The 15,798-nt window shown below is 71.0% G+C and carries 15 protein-coding genes; 3 read left to right on the forward strand and 12 right to left on the reverse strand.

The features are described from left to right. Positions 1-119: 119 nt before the first annotated feature. The 5 genes from AB0G74_RS20795 to AB0G74_RS20815 form a co-directional block, all read right to left on the reverse strand. Positions 120-1,718, reverse strand: coding sequence for a D-alanine--poly(phosphoribitol) ligase (locus AB0G74_RS20795; protein ID WP_361148311.1), 1,599 nt, complete (start codon positions 1,716-1,718; stop codon positions 120-122). 288 nt (positions 1,719-2,006) lie between these two features. Continuing rightward, positions 2,007-4,811, reverse strand: a complete 2,805-nt coding sequence (locus AB0G74_RS20800) for an AAA family ATPase (RefSeq protein ID WP_361148421.1) — start codon at positions 4,809-4,811, stop codon at positions 2,007-2,009. 347 nt (positions 4,812-5,158) lie between these two features. Then, on the reverse strand, positions 5,159-6,115 hold the full coding sequence (locus AB0G74_RS20805) for an NAD-dependent epimerase/dehydratase family protein (protein WP_361148314.1): 957 nt from the start codon (positions 6,113-6,115) through the stop codon (positions 5,159-5,161). Between the two features lie 46 nt (positions 6,116-6,161). Further along, positions 6,162-7,472 (reverse strand): nucleotide sugar dehydrogenase, encoded by a 1,311-nt coding sequence (locus AB0G74_RS20810; protein WP_361148316.1) that lies wholly within the window; start codon positions 7,470-7,472, stop codon positions 6,162-6,164. Between the two features lie 289 nt (positions 7,473-7,761). Next, entirely contained in the window at positions 7,762-8,448 is a 687-nt protein-coding gene (locus tag AB0G74_RS20815; RefSeq protein WP_361148318.1) for a PIG-L family deacetylase, read from the reverse strand. A 985-nt stretch (positions 8,449-9,433) separates the two neighbouring features. Here AB0G74_RS20815 and AB0G74_RS20820 point away from each other — a divergent pair. From AB0G74_RS20820 to AB0G74_RS20830, 3 genes are all read left to right on the forward strand, one after another. Continuing rightward, on the forward strand, positions 9,434-9,655 hold the full coding sequence (locus AB0G74_RS20820; RefSeq protein ID WP_361148320.1) for an MbtH family protein: 222 nt from the start codon (positions 9,434-9,436) through the stop codon (positions 9,653-9,655). A 164-nt stretch (positions 9,656-9,819) separates the two neighbouring features. Next, a complete protein-coding gene (locus tag AB0G74_RS20825) occupies positions 9,820-10,311 on the forward strand; it encodes a hypothetical protein (RefSeq protein ID WP_361148322.1) in 492 nt (163 codons plus the stop codon). 77 nt (positions 10,312-10,388) lie between these two features. Next, positions 10,389-10,784: a VOC family protein gene (locus tag AB0G74_RS20830; RefSeq protein ID WP_361148324.1), complete on the forward strand. Its 396-nt coding sequence runs from the start codon at positions 10,389-10,391 to the stop codon at positions 10,782-10,784. 164 nt (positions 10,785-10,948) lie between these two features. Here AB0G74_RS20830 and AB0G74_RS20835 read toward each other — a convergent pair whose 3' ends face one another. From AB0G74_RS20835 to AB0G74_RS20865, 7 genes are all read right to left on the reverse strand, one after another. Further along, a complete protein-coding gene (locus tag AB0G74_RS20835; protein WP_361148326.1) occupies positions 10,949-11,728 on the reverse strand; it encodes a YrhB domain-containing protein in 780 nt (259 codons plus the stop codon). Then, positions 11,725-12,036, reverse strand: coding sequence for a YrhB domain-containing protein (locus tag AB0G74_RS20840; RefSeq protein WP_361148328.1), 312 nt, complete (start codon positions 12,034-12,036; stop codon positions 11,725-11,727). Before AB0G74_RS20840 ends, AB0G74_RS20835 begins: the two co-directional genes overlap by 4 nt. A 330-nt stretch (positions 12,037-12,366) precedes the next feature. Next, positions 12,367-13,209 carry an ABC transporter permease gene (locus AB0G74_RS20845; protein ID WP_361148330.1) on the reverse strand — a complete coding sequence of 281 codons (843 nt, stop codon included), beginning with the start codon at positions 13,207-13,209 and terminating at the stop codon, positions 12,367-12,369. Then, positions 13,206-14,135: an ABC transporter ATP-binding protein gene (locus AB0G74_RS20850; RefSeq protein ID WP_361148332.1), complete on the reverse strand. Its 930-nt coding sequence runs from the start codon at positions 14,133-14,135 to the stop codon at positions 13,206-13,208. Before AB0G74_RS20850 ends, AB0G74_RS20845 begins: the two co-directional genes overlap by 4 nt. Before the next feature lie 70 nt (positions 14,136-14,205). Continuing rightward, on the reverse strand, positions 14,206-14,697 hold the full coding sequence (locus AB0G74_RS20855) for a Clp protease N-terminal domain-containing protein (protein WP_361148334.1): 492 nt from the start codon (positions 14,695-14,697) through the stop codon (positions 14,206-14,208). Next, positions 14,694-14,933, reverse strand: coding sequence for a hypothetical protein (locus tag AB0G74_RS20860; RefSeq protein WP_358826882.1), 240 nt, complete (start codon positions 14,931-14,933; stop codon positions 14,694-14,696). The genes AB0G74_RS20855 and AB0G74_RS20860 overlap by 4 nt, the downstream gene beginning before the upstream one ends. Positions 14,934-15,058: 125 nt before the next feature. Next, positions 15,059-15,589, reverse strand: a complete 531-nt coding sequence (locus tag AB0G74_RS20865) for a hypothetical protein (protein ID WP_361148337.1) — start codon at positions 15,587-15,589, stop codon at positions 15,059-15,061. Positions 15,590-15,798: the final 209 nt, after the last annotated feature.

Consider the following 15,798-nt stretch of genomic DNA (forward strand, 5'->3'; position numbering starts at 1 on the left):
ATCCTAACCCCCCGCCCCCTAACACCCCACGATTCTACACTCCTCGGCGCCCGCCGCCCCGGGCCCCGCCGGGGCGGGGTGGGCGGGCGCCGTCGTACTTCCCCGGACCGCCCGCCGCCTCACGGCGAAGGGCTCAGCTCCCGGGACAGCAGCTCCACCAGCGCCGGACGGTCCACCTTGCCGTTCTGGTTGAGCGGCAGCGCGTCGAGTACGTGGATCCGCTGCGGCGCCATGTAGTCCGGCAGCTCCTCCAGACAGAAAGCGCCCAACTCCATCTCGTCGAACTCCGCCCCCGGCGACAGCTCCACGAAGACCGCCAGCACCGGATCCGCCCCCTCGACCGGCAGCAGTACGGCGCTCGCCGCCGCCACCCCGGTGAACTCCGCGACCCGGCGCTCCACCTCCGTCAGCTCGACCCGGTTGCCCCGGATCTTCACCTGCGAGTCGGCCCGCCCGTCGAAGTACAGCTCGCCGTCCGCGCCCCGGTGCCCCAGATCGCCGGTCCGGAAGACCGTCTGACCCGTCAGCGGATTCGTCGGATCGGCGACCAGCGCCCGCGCCGTGGCCTCCGGATCGCCCCAGTACCCGGTGAACAGGGAACCGCTGCGGAGATGGATATGGCCGGTCACGCCCGGCTCGGTGACCGGGACGCCGGCCTCGTCCAGCAGCATCATCTCCGCCCCCGGATGCGCCCGGCCGATGGAGAGCTTCGTCAGCCCCTCCGGCACGGGCCGCGGCACGTTCGTGAAGGACGCCGCCACCGACTCCGTACTGCCGAAGCAGTTGACGATCCGGGCCAGCGGCAGCGCCTCCTGAAGGGCCCGCACCTCCGGCAGCGGGAACGGCTCGCCGGAGAAGAGCACCCCCTCGATCCGGTCGCCGAGAACCGCCAGCTCCTCCCGCTCGTGCCGGAGCGCGCCCCGCCAGATGGAGGGGGCGCCGTTGACCTGGGTGGCCTCCGAGTCCCGCAGGAAGCGGACGAACCGGCGCGGCCAGCGCAGCAGCGCCCGCGGCACCGGGACCACGGTCGCCCCGCTGCCCAGGGCCAGCCCGATGTCCAGCAGGGAGAAGTCGAACTGGAACGGAGCCGTGGACGCGACCCGGCTCTCCGGCCCGACGATGCCCTGCGAGAGCATCCCCCGGTAGAACGAGAGGATCGCCCGATGGCTCATCACGACGCCCTTGGGCCGGCCGGTACTGCCCGAGGTGAAGACCATGTACGCCGGGTCGGCCGGGGCGACCTCGCGGCGGAACCCCGGGCCCGGCCGGGGCGCCCGTTCGATCACCAGCCCGCCCGGCCCGAACCGCCCGGTGCCCACGGACTCCGGTATCCCCTCGCGGCGGCCCCCGTCGGCCTGCAGATAGAGGGCGGGGGAGACGGTGTCGACCACGGAGAGCAGCCGCTTGGCGGGCGTCTCCGGGGTCACCGGCACGAACGGCAGCCCCAGCGACGAGCACGCCAGCAGGGCCGCGATCGCGGACGCGGAGGTGTCCGACTCCAGGACGACCCGGTCGCCGATGTCCAGCCCGAGACCGCGGAGCACCACCGCGTACTCCTCGGCCCGGCACGCCAGCTGGCGATAACTGATAATGCCCGGCTCGGCTCCGGAGAATTCCACGACCGCCGGTTTGTCCGGCGTCAGCCGGGCGCCGACCAGAAGGAATTCATGGAGCCTTTCCACCGGATTCTGGGCGAGGGTGAAGACTTCCCGACTCATGTTCGCCTCACAGGGTGACCTCGAATGCGGAACATCCGAAATCCTAGCGGCGGCCGTACCCCTATGACGGCCCCTAAAACCCCTGACGAAGCCCGATTCCGGGCCGAATCCACCCCCTTTCTTCTCCGCCCGCCCGCAGACCGCTCACACCCGGCCCGGTCGCGGCTCGTCCGGTCCCGGACACGACAACGGCGTCCCCCCGGCCCTGAACCCGGGGGACGCCGCCGTGCCGTACCCGCGTACCACCGCCCGGCCCCTCCCGGGGAACCGGCCGCGACGGGACGCGGGCTAGAAACCGCCTCCGTTCTTCGCCGCGAGCTCGGGCTCACGCAGACTCAGCTTGTTCGCCAGCGCGCTGCGCCCGCTGATGCCGAGTTTCCGGTAGGCCCGGGTCAGATGCTGTTCGACCGTGCTCACGGTGATGAACAGGGCGCTGCTGATCTGCCGGTTGGTGTGGCCCAGGGCGGCGAGATGGGCCACGCGCAGTTCCGCCTCGCTCAGTACGGTGCTCTCGCCCGGCTCCGGCCGGTCGCGTTCGGCCTCCCGGTCCCGGACCCGCTCGGGCTCCCGGACCGGGACGTCGGCTCTCCCGGCCACCGGTGCCGTTCTGACCATCAGCTCCCGGCCCGGGGCGCGGGGCACCATCATCCGGCGCTGCTCGGGCACCGACGGCACCCGTACCGGCCGGTCGCCCTCGCGCCGGGCCGCCACCGCCCGGTCGGCACCGCCCTGGACCGCGGGCCTGGCCCGGTCCAGCAGCTTCAACGTCCGGTCCAGCTCCAGTTGGTGACCGGCCTCGCGGAAGTACGTGGCCGCCCGGCCGGAGATGCCCGCCGACTCCTGCGGCGCCGCCGCCATCGCCAGCACCCGCAGCGCCAGACCGCAGGCGTACGGATCGGTGTCGACCGCCAGCTTCACCTGCTGCCGGGCCAGATCGCGGGCCATCGCCACATTCCCCAGCTGGAGATTGGCCTCGGCGAGATCACTGCGCCAGGGCACCAGGGGCGCCGCCTCCTGCTCCCAGTCGCGGGTGATCTGCTGGCACCGCTGGAACAGGCTGACCGCGGCCAGCGGCCGGTTGGTCGCCAGATGGAAGTGGCCCCACGCCCGCAGGTACTGGAGTCCGCCCAGGGTGTTCAGGGCGGCGGCCGGCACCGGCCGCTTCAGCGTCCTGGCCGCCTCCTCCAGATTCCCGGCGGCGATATTCGCCATCAGCAGGGTGGAGAGGGGGTGGACGATCGACGTGCCCCAGTTCTGGTCGCCCAGCATGTCGAGAGCGGCCCGGGCCCGGTCCTCCGCGCACGACACATCGCCGCGCCGGAGCACGATATCGGCCCGCAGCGCGACCAGCATCGCCTCCCAGGTGACCGCGGAACGCTGGTGCGCCTCCCGGCTGAGGGTGACGCACCACCGTTCGGCACTGTCCACCCTCCCGGCCCTGACCAGCGCCGAGATGGCCATGGCGATCGCCTCCAGGGCGGTGTCGCCCAGCCGGCAGTTGCGCAGGATCCGCTCCGCGCCGGCGATCGTCGCCCCGTCGCCCCGCTGCCGCCACATCCGCAGCAGGGTGTCCGCCGTATGGCTCCAGGGAGTGGCCCGCTGCGGGGCCGCCGACGCTGTCCCGGCCTCCGCCCCCGGCCGCTCCCCGGCGCCCTTCGCGCCGGGGTCGCCGGGCGTCTCGGGCCGGGGCCCGAAGTGCCAGCGGTAGGCCAGGTCGAGTTCGACCATGGTCTGCGGATCCACCGGCTCACCGGTGTCCAGCAGCGCCGTCCGCACCCGGACGAAGGTCTGCCGGTCCCCCTGCCACAGGGCGTGCCGCATCACGGCGAAACAGTCGGCGTGGTCGGAGACCCCGTCGAGCACGGCCTCCCGCAGCGGTGCCGCGTAGGGGTTCACCGCCGACGGGTTCACCCGGAACAGGCTCCGGGCGATGGACTGGCGCAGCGACCGGCGCTCCTGCTCGTCGTCCGTCACCTTGAGCGCCAGCTCCAGGCACTGGGTGGCGAACTGTACGTCGTCGGCGGTCATCGCCTGCTCCGCGGCCGTCCGCAGCAGCGGTACGGACCAGGTCGCCGAGGCGTCCGCCGCGGTGATCAGATGAGTCGCCACATCGGTCGCCGTGGCCGCCGCCCGGTACTTCAGCTCCGCCGCGTCGGCGTGCAGCCGGGTCCGGTCGGAGGGCGTGAGCACATTGAGGACGGCCGTGCCCGCCGCCGGGTGCCGGAACGCGCCGTCCGCCAGCAGCCCGGCCTGCTGGAGTGCGCCCAGCAGGGCGGTCACCGTGTCCGGGTCGATCCCGGTCAGCTCGGCGATCAGCCGGCCGTCGCTGCAGTGGCGGCCCAGTACGGCCACCGCCGACGCGACGTCCAGCAGTTGGGTGTCGGGCCGCTCCAGCAGGGAGTGCACGGCCGCGCTGTACGCCGGGCCCGCCGCCACCTGACGGCGTTCGCCGCTCTCCCGGTAGTCCTCGGCGAGCGCGTGGACCAGGAGCGGATTGCCGGCGCTCAGGGCGTGGATCCGGCTCGCGGCCTCGTCCGCCGCCGGATCGGCCGGCCCCTCCGGCGCCTCCTGGAGGAGCCGGGCGATGGAGCGCGGCGGCAGCGGCGCGAGCCGTACCGCCTGGAACCGGGGCTGCCGGGCGAAGTAGCTGCTGAGCCGGGTCGGCGAGTGCTGCCAGTCCGGCTGGGTCAGCACGATCATCAGCCGGGTGCGCCGGATCCGGCGCTGGAGCTGTGAGAGCAGCTTGAGCGATGTCTCGTCGGCGAAGTGCAGATCGTCGACGCCGATCACGATGGGCTGCGTCCTGGCGAGCCCCAACAGGGTGTCGCAGACGTCCCGGACGAGCCGGGCCCCCGCGTACTCGTCGGGCCCGTCGGGGACGGCAGCGGCGCCGCTGCCCGGCCAGGCGAAGGTGGACGGGGTGTCGATGGGTAGGGACGAGTTCGTCAGCAGCTGATCGATGACGGCCGCCCCGATGTGCTGCTCGTCGCGCGCGCCGGTCGCGCTGAGGGTCAGCGCCCCCGCTCCGGCCGCCTCGTCGAGCAACTCCTCCTGGAGAACCGTCTTACCACTGGCGATACCGCCGCTGACCATGATCAATCGACCGGCCCCGGCGGAACTCTGCTGAAATTGTTTCCACAAATATTTCTTCGCGCCGTCAGGCGCTATGTGAAGTTGGGTACTTCGAACGGATGCCATACGTCTATGCCCCCGTACTGATCGAGGGATGATCCGCGTATCACCCCTCGTTTCCGTTAGTTACCGCGCTGGTACCATATCAGAGCCTTTGTCACAGTTGTACCCGTCATTAACCTAATGCCCGGTGGGAAACTTTCCGAAATGCTGTGAAAGTTCGACCGCTTGAGTGGCGGCCGGAGTGTCGCCTTGCTCGCGGGGGTCCGTAGTCCCCGCCGCCGCGTACGCCCCAACCGCCACTGCCGTCACCGGTATTCCTGGATCACGGATCGCAGGATGGTGTCCAGCGAACGGGTCGGCCGGAAGCCGATCCGCTCGAACGCCCTGGTGCAGTCGGGTACTCGACGCTCCATGTCCTCGAAACCGGGCCCGTACGCCTCCTCGTACGGCACCTTGACGATCGGGCTCCGTGAACCCGTCGCCGCCCGGACCCGCTCGGCGAGTTCGCCGATACTGGTCTGCTCGGGATTGCCGAGGTTGTACACGGTGCCGTGTGCCCCCTCGTCCGCCAACAACGCCACCAACGCCGGTACGACGTCCAGCACATGGCAGAAGCAGCGCACCTGCTGGCCGTCGCCGAAGACGGTGATCGGCTCGCCGGCCAGCGACTGCTGGACGAACCGCGGCACCACCATCCCGTACCGGCCGCTCTGCCGCGGCCCGACCGTGTTGAAGAGCCGGACGATGACCGTACGGACGCCGTACTCGACGCCGTACAGATAGGCCAGGGTCTCGTCCAGCGCCTTCGCCTCGGCGTACGACCAGCGGTTCAGCAGCGGCGATCCGACGATCCGGTCGGCGTCCTCGGTCAGCCCGATCGCCGTGTTCTTCCCGTAGACCTCACTCGTCGAGGCCACCAGGATCGGCACCCCGTGCCGCCGGGCCGCCTCCAGTACCGTCTCGGTACCGCCGAGGTTGGTCCGCAGGCTCTCCAGCGTGCGGCCCATGATGGTGAACACCCCGACGGCGGCGGCCAGATGGTAGATCGCGTCCACCCCGGCCATACAGCCCTCGACGGCGTCGGCGTCCAGTACGGAACCCCGGACCAGCCGCAGCCGCTCCCGGCCCGGCAGCCCGGCGAGATTCTCCTCCCGGCCCGTACTCAGATCGTCCAGCACCACCACCTCGTGCCCCAGACCGAGCAGATGCTCCGCCAGGTGCGAGCCGATGAAACCGGCGCCACCGGTGATCAGACAGCGCAAGACCGCCCCCTCTCCGGGGCCGGTGCCCCGTGGATGTCCTGGAATCTCACGGGGTCGCCCCCGCCTTCGAGCCGTCGGCCGACCGGAACCGGTAGGTGGCGTCCAGCACCAGTGTCCCGTCGCCGATCCAGCCGTAGTCGTGTCCGGGATGGACCGTGTGCACCAGCACCAGATCCCACTCCCCGTCGCCCGGCCGCGCCACCGACTCCAGCATCCCGCCGCCGGGCAGGGCCAGCGTCGGAATCAGCGGATCGTGGTACGCCACCCGGGCGCCGCGCCGGTTCAGATCCTCGATGATGTCCAGCGCCGAGGACGAACGGACGTCCAGCACACCCGGCTTGTAGGCGACCCCGACGACCAGGACCCGGGCCCCGCCCAGCCCCCGGCCCGCGTCCGAGAGCACCTCGTGCGCCCGGTCCACCACCCCGCGCGGCCGCTCCGCGATCGAGGTCATCGCCTGGTTCACCAGCGGCGCGGCCGTCCGGGTCTCCCGCAACTGCCAGAGCAGATAGTGCGGATCGCAGGGGATGCAGTGACCCCCCACCCCCGGGCCGGGGTCGAAGGCCATGAAGCCGTACGGCTTGGTCCGCGCGGCGTCGACGACCTCGATCGGATCGAGGGCGAGACCCGCGCAGATATCGGCGAACTCGTTGGCCAGCGCGATGTTCACGGCCCGGAACGTGTTCTCGTAGAGCTTCGTCATCTCCGCGACCTCGGGGGAGGCCACCCGGTGCACGGCCGGGGTGAGCAGTTCGATCACCCGGGCCGCCGAAGCGGTGCAGCGTTCGGTGACCCCGCCGAGCACCCGGGGCGTCTCCCGCTGGGTGTGGGTGGAGTTCCCCGGATCGATCCGCTCCGGGCTGGACGCCACCAGCACGTCCTCGCCGACGGTCAGTCCACGCGCCGCCAGCGGCTCCACCAGCATCCGCCGGGTGGTGCCGACGAAACTGGTCGACGTCAGGATCAGGGTCTGGCCCGGCCGGGCGTGCCGTACCAGCGCCTCGCACGCCGACCGCAGCGGCCCCAGATCGGGCAGCAGATAACGGTCCACCGGCGTCGGTACGCACACCATCACCGCGTCAGCCTCGGCCAACCGGGCCGGATCACCGGTGAGTTCGAAACCGTCCAGGTACAGCGCCTTCTCCAGGCGCCGGTGGTCCGCCTCGATCAGATCGACATCGCGCGTCTCGATCGCCCGCAGCCGCTCGGGGCTGTGGTCGATGCCGATGACCCGCACACCGCCCTCTAACAGGCCCAGCGCGGTCGGCAGGCCGACATACCCCATCCCGACGACCGCGACCGAGGTCAGCGCCGTCGGCAGGGCGAGAGGTCTTTCGGTGGTAGAAGTGTTCAGCATATTCCACCCGAATTCGCTGTGTGGGCCTAAGGAGTGTCCTGTGCGGAAGGAAAGGGTGATACGGCGAACGGCGATACGAAGCGAATCCGCAGCCCGGTCGCGCATCGTGGAACGGGGCGGATGGCACCCCGGATTCCCGGCGAATGTCCGGCACACGACCTGTGCTGTCGCTCAGGTGTTCCCCGGAATTCCCTTGGGGATGCTACGCAGCCGACGCGCGCGCTTCCTACCCTTATCCGCCCCTACGGCACACCGGACGCGGCGCCGCCGGCGGGGATTCCGCCCGGCACTAGAGGACCGCCCGGACCAGCTCGAACGCTTCGGCCAGCGGTACCGACACCTGGGAACCCCGGTATTCGGCCAGGGCGCGGGTGCCCCGCTCGCTCCGCGGGGAGGGCCACTCCTGGACCTCGTCGCCGTAGGCGCGCAGCGCCTCCAGCTTCCGCTCCAGATGGACCGGCTCCAGCGGCTGCCAGATCTGGGGTGAGAAGACGGGCAGCCCGGACGCCTCACCCACATCGGTGGCGGATCTGACCTCGAAACATCGGATCTCGCGTACGGTCCCCTTACCGGGTCTCGCGGCCACCCGGACGCACCGGCTGACCAGCCGGTGGTCATAGTTGAGGTCGCTGAGACTGGTGGTCAGGACCGTATCGGGGCCGAACTCCCGGAACTCCCGCTCGAAGACCCGGTTCAGCTCCAGCTGGCTCACCGTGTCGAGCCGGTTGTCGCCGAAGGAGTGGACCGAGACCCGTTCGATCCCGAGGATCTTCGCCGCCTGCTCGACGGCGGACCGGCGGGAGGTGACCCCGTGGCCGGAACCCGGTGCCGACCGCGAACCGTCGTCGTCGGTCAGAACGCACAGACCGATCCGGACACCCTCGTCGGCGAGGCGGGCCAGCGTGCCGCCCGCCCCCAGGGTCTCGTCGTCGCCGTGGGCGACCGCCACCATGAGTCTGCGTATCGTCCGGTGCAACGTTCTTGCCCTTCCCTCGGAGTGGACCGCGTGGCCCGCGGAGCCAGTTCCACCGCCATCCGGGGGAATCCCGCGAATACCGGTCTCGCCGTCACGGTGCGGAGAATTGCAAAAAGCGGGGGGAAGAACGCGGGCTCGTGCGTTGATCTTCCCACCGCTTGGCTGCCGAATTTGCCAGTTGCCCCCATCTGCGTCAACCCCTATTCGGTGGCTCCCGCGTTTGCCGTCGTCCGCCCCTATCGCACCGGATCATTCGGACGCGCTCCGGCGTGAACGGCGGCGCCGGGGCGGGGCGGTGGGGCACGGCGGCGACCGAGGGCCCCCGCCGCGGCCACTATAGGGCCTATACGTCAGGCTGGCCACTATAGGCCCTAAACGGTCCGGATCGGACATGATGGTCCGTGTCGGTCGCCTCCGCCGCGCGGCGCGCCCGACCCGTGGGGGGCCGTACAGCCCTGGAGCCTTTGCCAAATCATCGCTCCAGGGGTGGCAGTTGAGTGATTTTGGTGTGAAGAAATCGTGAAATCATCCCTGATCGGGTTGTCGACTGTCGTGCGGAGCCCTGTTGTGAGGCCCGTCGAGGGTGTGGCGAGATGTCGGGTTGGCGGTGAATTTTCGGAGTACGAGTCCGACCGAGCCCGATGACGCGGCGGCCCGAAACCCGGTTATCCGTATTCCCTGGGTGTTATGTATGCGGTAAAGAAGATCGCGGACTCCGAAATGATTCCGGAACGCATACGCCGCCCGCCGGAGGTGAATTCGGGGATTCGCCGCCAAAACCCGGGCTCCCCGGTCCCCGAGGGGTACGACATCTTGCCCGGGCACCCCGGACTCGGCGATCATGCCGGGGTACCGCTGCCCCATCGCCGACGGCTCCCGCGTCGGCCGGGCGCCCGGCGCGAGAGGCGTCGGCGCCCAGTCCGAACCCGGTCCGAGCCGAGCCCGGTCCGGTCCGGCCCCGGTCCGCGCAGAAGGGAACCCGCGTATGAGCGCCAATCCGTTCGACGACGAGGACGGCCGCTTCCTCGTCCTGGTCAATGACGAGGACCAGCACTCCCTGTGGCCCGCGTTCGCCCCCGTCCCCGACGGCTGGCGAACCGTCTTCGGGGAGGAATCCCGCCAGAGCTGCCTCGACTATGTGGAGGAGCACTGGACGGATATGCGCCCCCGCAGCCTCCGCGAGGCGATGGAGGGCTCGGCCCCGTAACACCGGCCCGGGGTGTCGGGGCGACCACCGCCTCGGCACCCCGCGGCCCGCCCCGGGGCGGGTGTCGCTCCCCGGTCCCCGGGCCCCCGGCGTGGGACGCTCGGCACCCAAGGACCGGGCGAGGACGACGACACCCCCGGTCCTCGACGCGGGAGGACCGCCCGGTGGACGTCAGTACGTTTTACGCGCTCTTCTCCGCGACGTGCTTCACCCTGGTCGGCCTCTGGTGGAACGTGGTCCAGGGCCATGCCGAATGGCTCCGCGTACCCCCCGTCCGCCGGGTCGTCGGCGGTATCTACCTGTCGTTTCTGCTCCCCGCGGTGATGGGACTCTTCGCCCAGGTCGGCGGAGTCAGGACCCCCGGCATCTGGCGCGTCAGCTTTGTGGTGATCGCGGTGGTCGGCTGCGCGTCGACACTACGGCTGCTCGCCCTGACCGCCCGCGACCGGGCCTTCGCCCATCTCGCCCTGCCGCAGCTCGCGGCGGCCCTGATCTACGCCCTGGTCGCCGTCGTGGGCACCGTCCCGTCCCTCGCCGACACGATCTCGCTCCGCCCGATCCAGGCCGAGGCGATCCTGCTCTCCCTGCTGGTCCTCCTCGGCCACGGCCTGGTGTGGCGCTTCATGGCGGGCGAGGGCCGCCCGGACCCGGCGTAACGCCCGTACCGGCCGCCGATCCGAAACCGTCCCGCCCGGACAGGAGTGCGTGCCGCCTCCCCGGGTAGACGCGGCCCATGGCAGTGACGAAGACGAGTGTGCTCGTACTGGACTGTGCGGAACCCCTGGAGCTGGCGGAGTTCTACGCCGCCCTGCTCGACGCCGAGATCCACCGGGGCGACGACCCCGACTTCGTGGAGATCATCGGCCACCGGGGCGTCCACCTGGCCATCCGCAGGGACCCCGGCCACGCCCCGCCGAGCTGGCCCCGGCCCGAGGACTCCCTCCAGTCCCATCTGCGGATCCTGGTCGACCGCGACGACCTCGACGAGGCGGAACGCGAACTCATCGGCCTCGGCGCCCGCCCCGTCGACACCGAGAACCGCGGCGGCCCGCGCGAGGTCCGCCTCTACTCTGACCCGGCGGGTCACTCCTTCTCCCTTGCGGTCTCCCCGCAACCGGCCTACGGCTAGTGCTGTGACCGGAAAGGTTTGCCGTGGGCCCGCGGCGTTCGGTGCGGTGCGTCGCAAGGCGGAGGTCCACGGCTCGTACTGGACGTACTTGCGTGGTCCGACAACGCGGCGAAGTGCCGTGCCGGGCGTCGCGGGCCGGTGAACCTTTCCGGTCACAGCACTATCTACCGGTAGCGGATCACCCGGACCGTGTGCTCCCGCAGCCCGCGCAGGTCGGTCAGGGGCCGGGCCGAACCGTCGAGCAGCGCCGCCCCGCCGTCCGGTGTGCGGACCCCCGTCAGCAGCAGCCCGGTCGACGAGCGCCCCCGCCCGTCCAGCCGGCTCAACCAGACCAGGGCCCGCGCCCCGGGCGGCAGCGCGAACAGCCCGGCCATCGCCTCCCCGACATCCCGGTGCTCCGAGACGGAGAGCACCGAACCCAGCTTGCGGAGCGTCGGCCCGAACCACGCCGCCGGACCGGGCTCGGGCGTCGGCCCCACCGCGTCCCCCCGGTCCCAGGCGGCGAAGTAGCCCCACGGATCGTCGTTCGGCAGCAGAAACGGCTGCTGAGCACCCTTCGGTACGACGACGGCCGCGTCGACCATCGCGTCCCGCCAGTCCCCGCCCCGCAGCCGGGCGACCGTTTCCACCGCGAACAGCCAGCCGCGCGCGTTCAGCCGTCGAGCCCGCGCCTGCGGAGCCCGCAACTCCGGCGGCGTACGGGGATAGGCGGCCGCGTCCCCGAACGGATCGTCCGCCGCCGGATGAAACGGCACCCCGCCGTCCTTGGGCACGACCAGGGACGCGGCCAACATCGGACCCGCCGCCCGCCCCGGAAACACCACCGTTCGACAGCCGAACAACCAGGTGGCCCCGTCCTGCGCGACGGGCTGCGGGACGGCGAGCTCGACCGGCCCGCGATAGGTCTGCTGGAGCCAGTGATGGGCGGCTTCGACGGGGGTCACCTCGGCATCCTCAACGCGACCGGCCAGATCCCCGTCTCGCAGAACTCCCGGAACTGCTCGGACGTGGCGTGGGTGGGACTGAAGTACGGTGAACCCTCGTCGGGAACGATCAGAATCTTGGAGATGGGTCCGACCCAGTGGTTACCGCTGTCGATACCCTCCTGGGTATTGAAGTAAGCGATCCAGCCATCCCGGTAGCGGTACGAGCGCTCGGCCACCACGACCATGACCCAGCCTTTGGGGTCGTTGGCATAGGTGCCGTCGAGGAAGCTCTTGGCTGCGGCAAGTGCCTCGTCCTTGCTCAACATATGCCGGATTCCACTACTTTCACCGATGGGGCGTCGGCCTTCAACTGTCGCCATTCCGAGGCGAAATCGGACCCCATGTCCCCCGTCCTTCCTCCTGTTCGCCTGAGCCCACGACCGTAACGCCGGGCACTGACACTCCCTCGGCCCCGGGCCCCGGCCGTGGCCGGAAGTCGTTCCTCCGTCAGCCGGGTTCCCGGGGCCCGGCGCGGGCGGGATCGAAGCGCGGACCGGCCCCACCTGTATCGGACCGGGCCGATGGTCGATGGGGTCCATAAGGCTGAAACTCCCCGACCGGGCCCCGGCGCGGGCCCGGCGTAAACCTTGTCGGCCTCATCCAACTCGCTGAAGGGCCTTCTCGCGGTACTCCGCGACCTTCGAGCCGGATTGTCGGCGTGCCATCCGGCGCAGGACGATCGGAGCCAGGACGAGTCCGGCCAGGGCCCAAACGCCGAGTACGCCCAGGGTTTCCGCCCGCCGCCAGGACTCTCCGATCTCGATCACGGCCATGTCGTCGGGGAGCAGGGCGGAGCGCATGCCCAGCCCAAGCCAGTAGACCGGGAACACCTGGGCCGTCCACTGCAACCAGTCCGGCGACGAGGTGATCGGGTAGAAGATGCCGGAGACGCCGATCAGGGCCATCACCGGTACCGACACCGCGCCCGCCGCCCGGGGGCCGGAGACCAGGGCGCCCAGGGCCGCGCCGATGGACTGGGTGGCCGCGAGGCCCAGTACCAGGACCCACGCCAGGGTGAGCCAGGAGCCCGCGTCGAGTTGCAGACCGTCGACGAGGAAGGCGCCCGGGACGAAGAGGATCGCCAGATAGACCAGCGTCGAGCCGGAGGTGGTGACGAGTTTGCCCAGGAAGTAGCCGTGGATGCCGTACGGGAGGGTTCTGGCCCGGAGCAGGGTGCCGTCCTCGCGTTCGGCGGCGAGGTACTGGATCACCAGCAGCATACCCAGGGCGATGAACATCCCCAGAACGCCCGGCATCGCCAGGAGGCCCAGCCCGAATCCGGTGTCCCCGAACTCCCTGTCGCGCAGGAAGAAGACGGCCACCAGGGTCGCCACCGGCCACAGCAGCTGGTTGACCAGCTCGAACCCCGCGAACGCCTGGCGCAGTTCGATCAGCCCCCGGGCGAGGCCGGTACGTATCACGATCGTGACGGTGTTCATCCCACTCGCCCCTCCGTCCCCAAGGCGCCGGTTCCGGCCGGGTGGGACTCGGCCCGGCGGACGAGGGAGAGATAGGTGTCCTCCAGCGACGACCGATTGACCTCCAGCCCGCCGACGGCCCGGCCGTACCGCTCGAAGAGTTCCCGGACGAACCGGGTGGAGTCGGCGACCGACCGCGCATGCCGCCGTCCGTCCAGCGTCCAGCGGACCTCGTCCGCACCGGCGAAACGTTCGGCCAGTTCCGCGGCCGAGCCGTCGGCGACGACATGCCCCCGGTCGAGGACGACGATCCGGTCGGCGAGCTTCTCGGCCTCGGCCAGGTCGTGGGTGGTCAGTACGACGGTGGTCCCGTCGGCGGCGACGGGACCCAGGATCAGTTCGTGGAACGTCCGCCGGGCCTCCGGGTCGAAGCCGACCGTGGGTTCGTCCAGAAACAGCAGCTCCGGGCGGCCGACCAGGCCGATGGCGACATCGAGGCGGCGCCGCTGCCCGCCGGAGAGCAGCCGGATCCGCTGGTCGGCGTGGTCCGTGAGGCCCACCCGGGCGATCAGCTCCGCGACGTTCCAGGGCCGCGGGACCCCGGGGGCCGCGTAGGAGGTGTAGTACGTGGCCAGATGCGCGAGCAGCTCCCGTACCCGCCACTTCGCGTGGTCCCGCCAGGACTGGAGCACGATTCCGATCCGGGACCGCCAGAGTTCGCCGCCGGCCTCGGGATCGACACCCAGTACCCGGACCCGGCCCGCCGATCGCCTGCGGAATCCCTCCAGGATCTCGATCGTGCTGGTCTTCCCCGCCCCGTTGGGGCCCAGCATCACCAGGATCTCGCCCTGGTACGCCCGGAACGACACATTCTCCAGGACGTCACGGCTGCCGTAGCGCATCCGGAGACCGTCCACCTCCAGGGCGATTCCGGTCCGGGCCGTCATCGGCCACCCCCTCGTGCCGTATCGCGGCCCCGGGTTCGTAACCCTGGTACGGGGGCGGAGGTACGCGCCCTCACGAGGCGTCCTCCGTGCCGAGCGACGCCTCGACGCGGGCGCGCAGCTCCGGTCGGTCGACCCCGGCGAGCGACAGGGCGCGGGGCACGGTGCCGAACTCCAGCAGCAGGATCCCCAGAAGCAGATGGAGCGGGTGCAGTTCCCTTCGCCCGCCGGCCGTCGCCAGGCCGCGTTCCAGGGCCAGTTTGGCGGACTGGCCCAGCCGGGAAGGGGGCTTCGCCGACGCCGACGGGCGCGGCAGGTCCTCATCGGCGATCGAGATTCCGGCCGCCGCCAGGCTCTCCCGGAACTCCTCCCGCAGCGCCCGGTGGACGGCGTCGCGGCCGAGTCCGGCGGCTTCCAGCAGCCGTCCGGCGGCGCTTTCCCGGTCGGTCGCGACGGCCAGCAGCAGATGCTCGGCTTCGACGGTGGGCGATCCGGCCCGCCGGGCCTCGTCGGCGCCGGACTCGATCACGGTTTCGACATAGACGTCGAACTGCCGCCGGGTCACATCATCCTCCTCTTCAGTTCGACACCGAGGGCGATCAGCCTTCTGGCGTGCTTCTTGTGGACCGCCTGCCGGGTCACCCCCAGTGCCTCGGCGACATCCGGCCAGCTCCAGCCCGCTCGCATGGCCCGCTCCACCGCGGCGTCCTCCAGCTGATCGGCCAGGCGGCGCAGTGCCACCGCCGCGGCCAACTGCCGGGCGGGATCGTGCGATACGAGGCCGTCCTCCACACTCGTCATACGAGCAACTTAGGTTGACTGATAGGTGTTGTCAACGCAAGTTGCTCAGTACTTCCGGCGGAGCCGAGGGGGCCGACGCTTACCGCCGATCCGCCCGGCCCGCACCCGTCGGCCACGCCCGCGCGTCACCGCCCCGCCGCCGCGCCCTCCCCGCCGCAGGTCGTACGCCCGTAACTGCCCATCGCCACGGCGCGTTGGACATGCTCGCCGCCGACCGTGACCGTGCAGGTCGCCGTGGTGCCGCGTTCACCGAGGACGATCGAGACCGTCGGGGGAGTACCGGCAGGCAGGCGGACCGAGGTCCGCCAGGGCAGGGCGGCGTCGCGAACCACCGTCGCCGGAGCCGTGCCGCCCGCCGGGCGGAAGGTGATCTCCGCCGGTCCTTCCCCGGTGACCTCGTACGTCACCCCTACCGTCGGGACCGCCCGGGCGGGCGGGTCGTCCCCCGAGTCGCCCCCGCCGGACGACCCGTAGACGCCGTAGGCGACGGTCGCGCAGACCAGGGCCAGCGCTCCGGCGATCGCGCCCGACCGGCGCCGCGACCATCGGCCGCGTGGCGCCCGCCCCGGTCCGCCATCAGCCGCCTCCGAGGCGCCGATGTGCTCCGGTGTCGTCTCTTCCTCTTCCTGGACTTTGCTGGCTGAAATGACCGCCACCCGCCTTTCCCGGATCCCCGGACAGTCGACCCGCTGGATATACACCATGGCCCGGCCGAGGTGAAAGCCCCGGGCGAAACCAGGGCAATGCGCCGCTCCGGAAGCCACCTACTGCCCTAAATGTCCAGAGGGTTGACAGGTCGTCGGGCATATGCCGGATACTCTTCGCCGCCATGCCGGGATGGAAACGCAACTCCCTTCTCCCGGTG

This window comes from Streptomyces sp. NPDC020875 (genome assembly GCF_040641415.1).
Classification (GTDB): domain Bacteria; phylum Actinomycetota; class Actinomycetes; order Streptomycetales; family Streptomycetaceae; genus Streptomyces.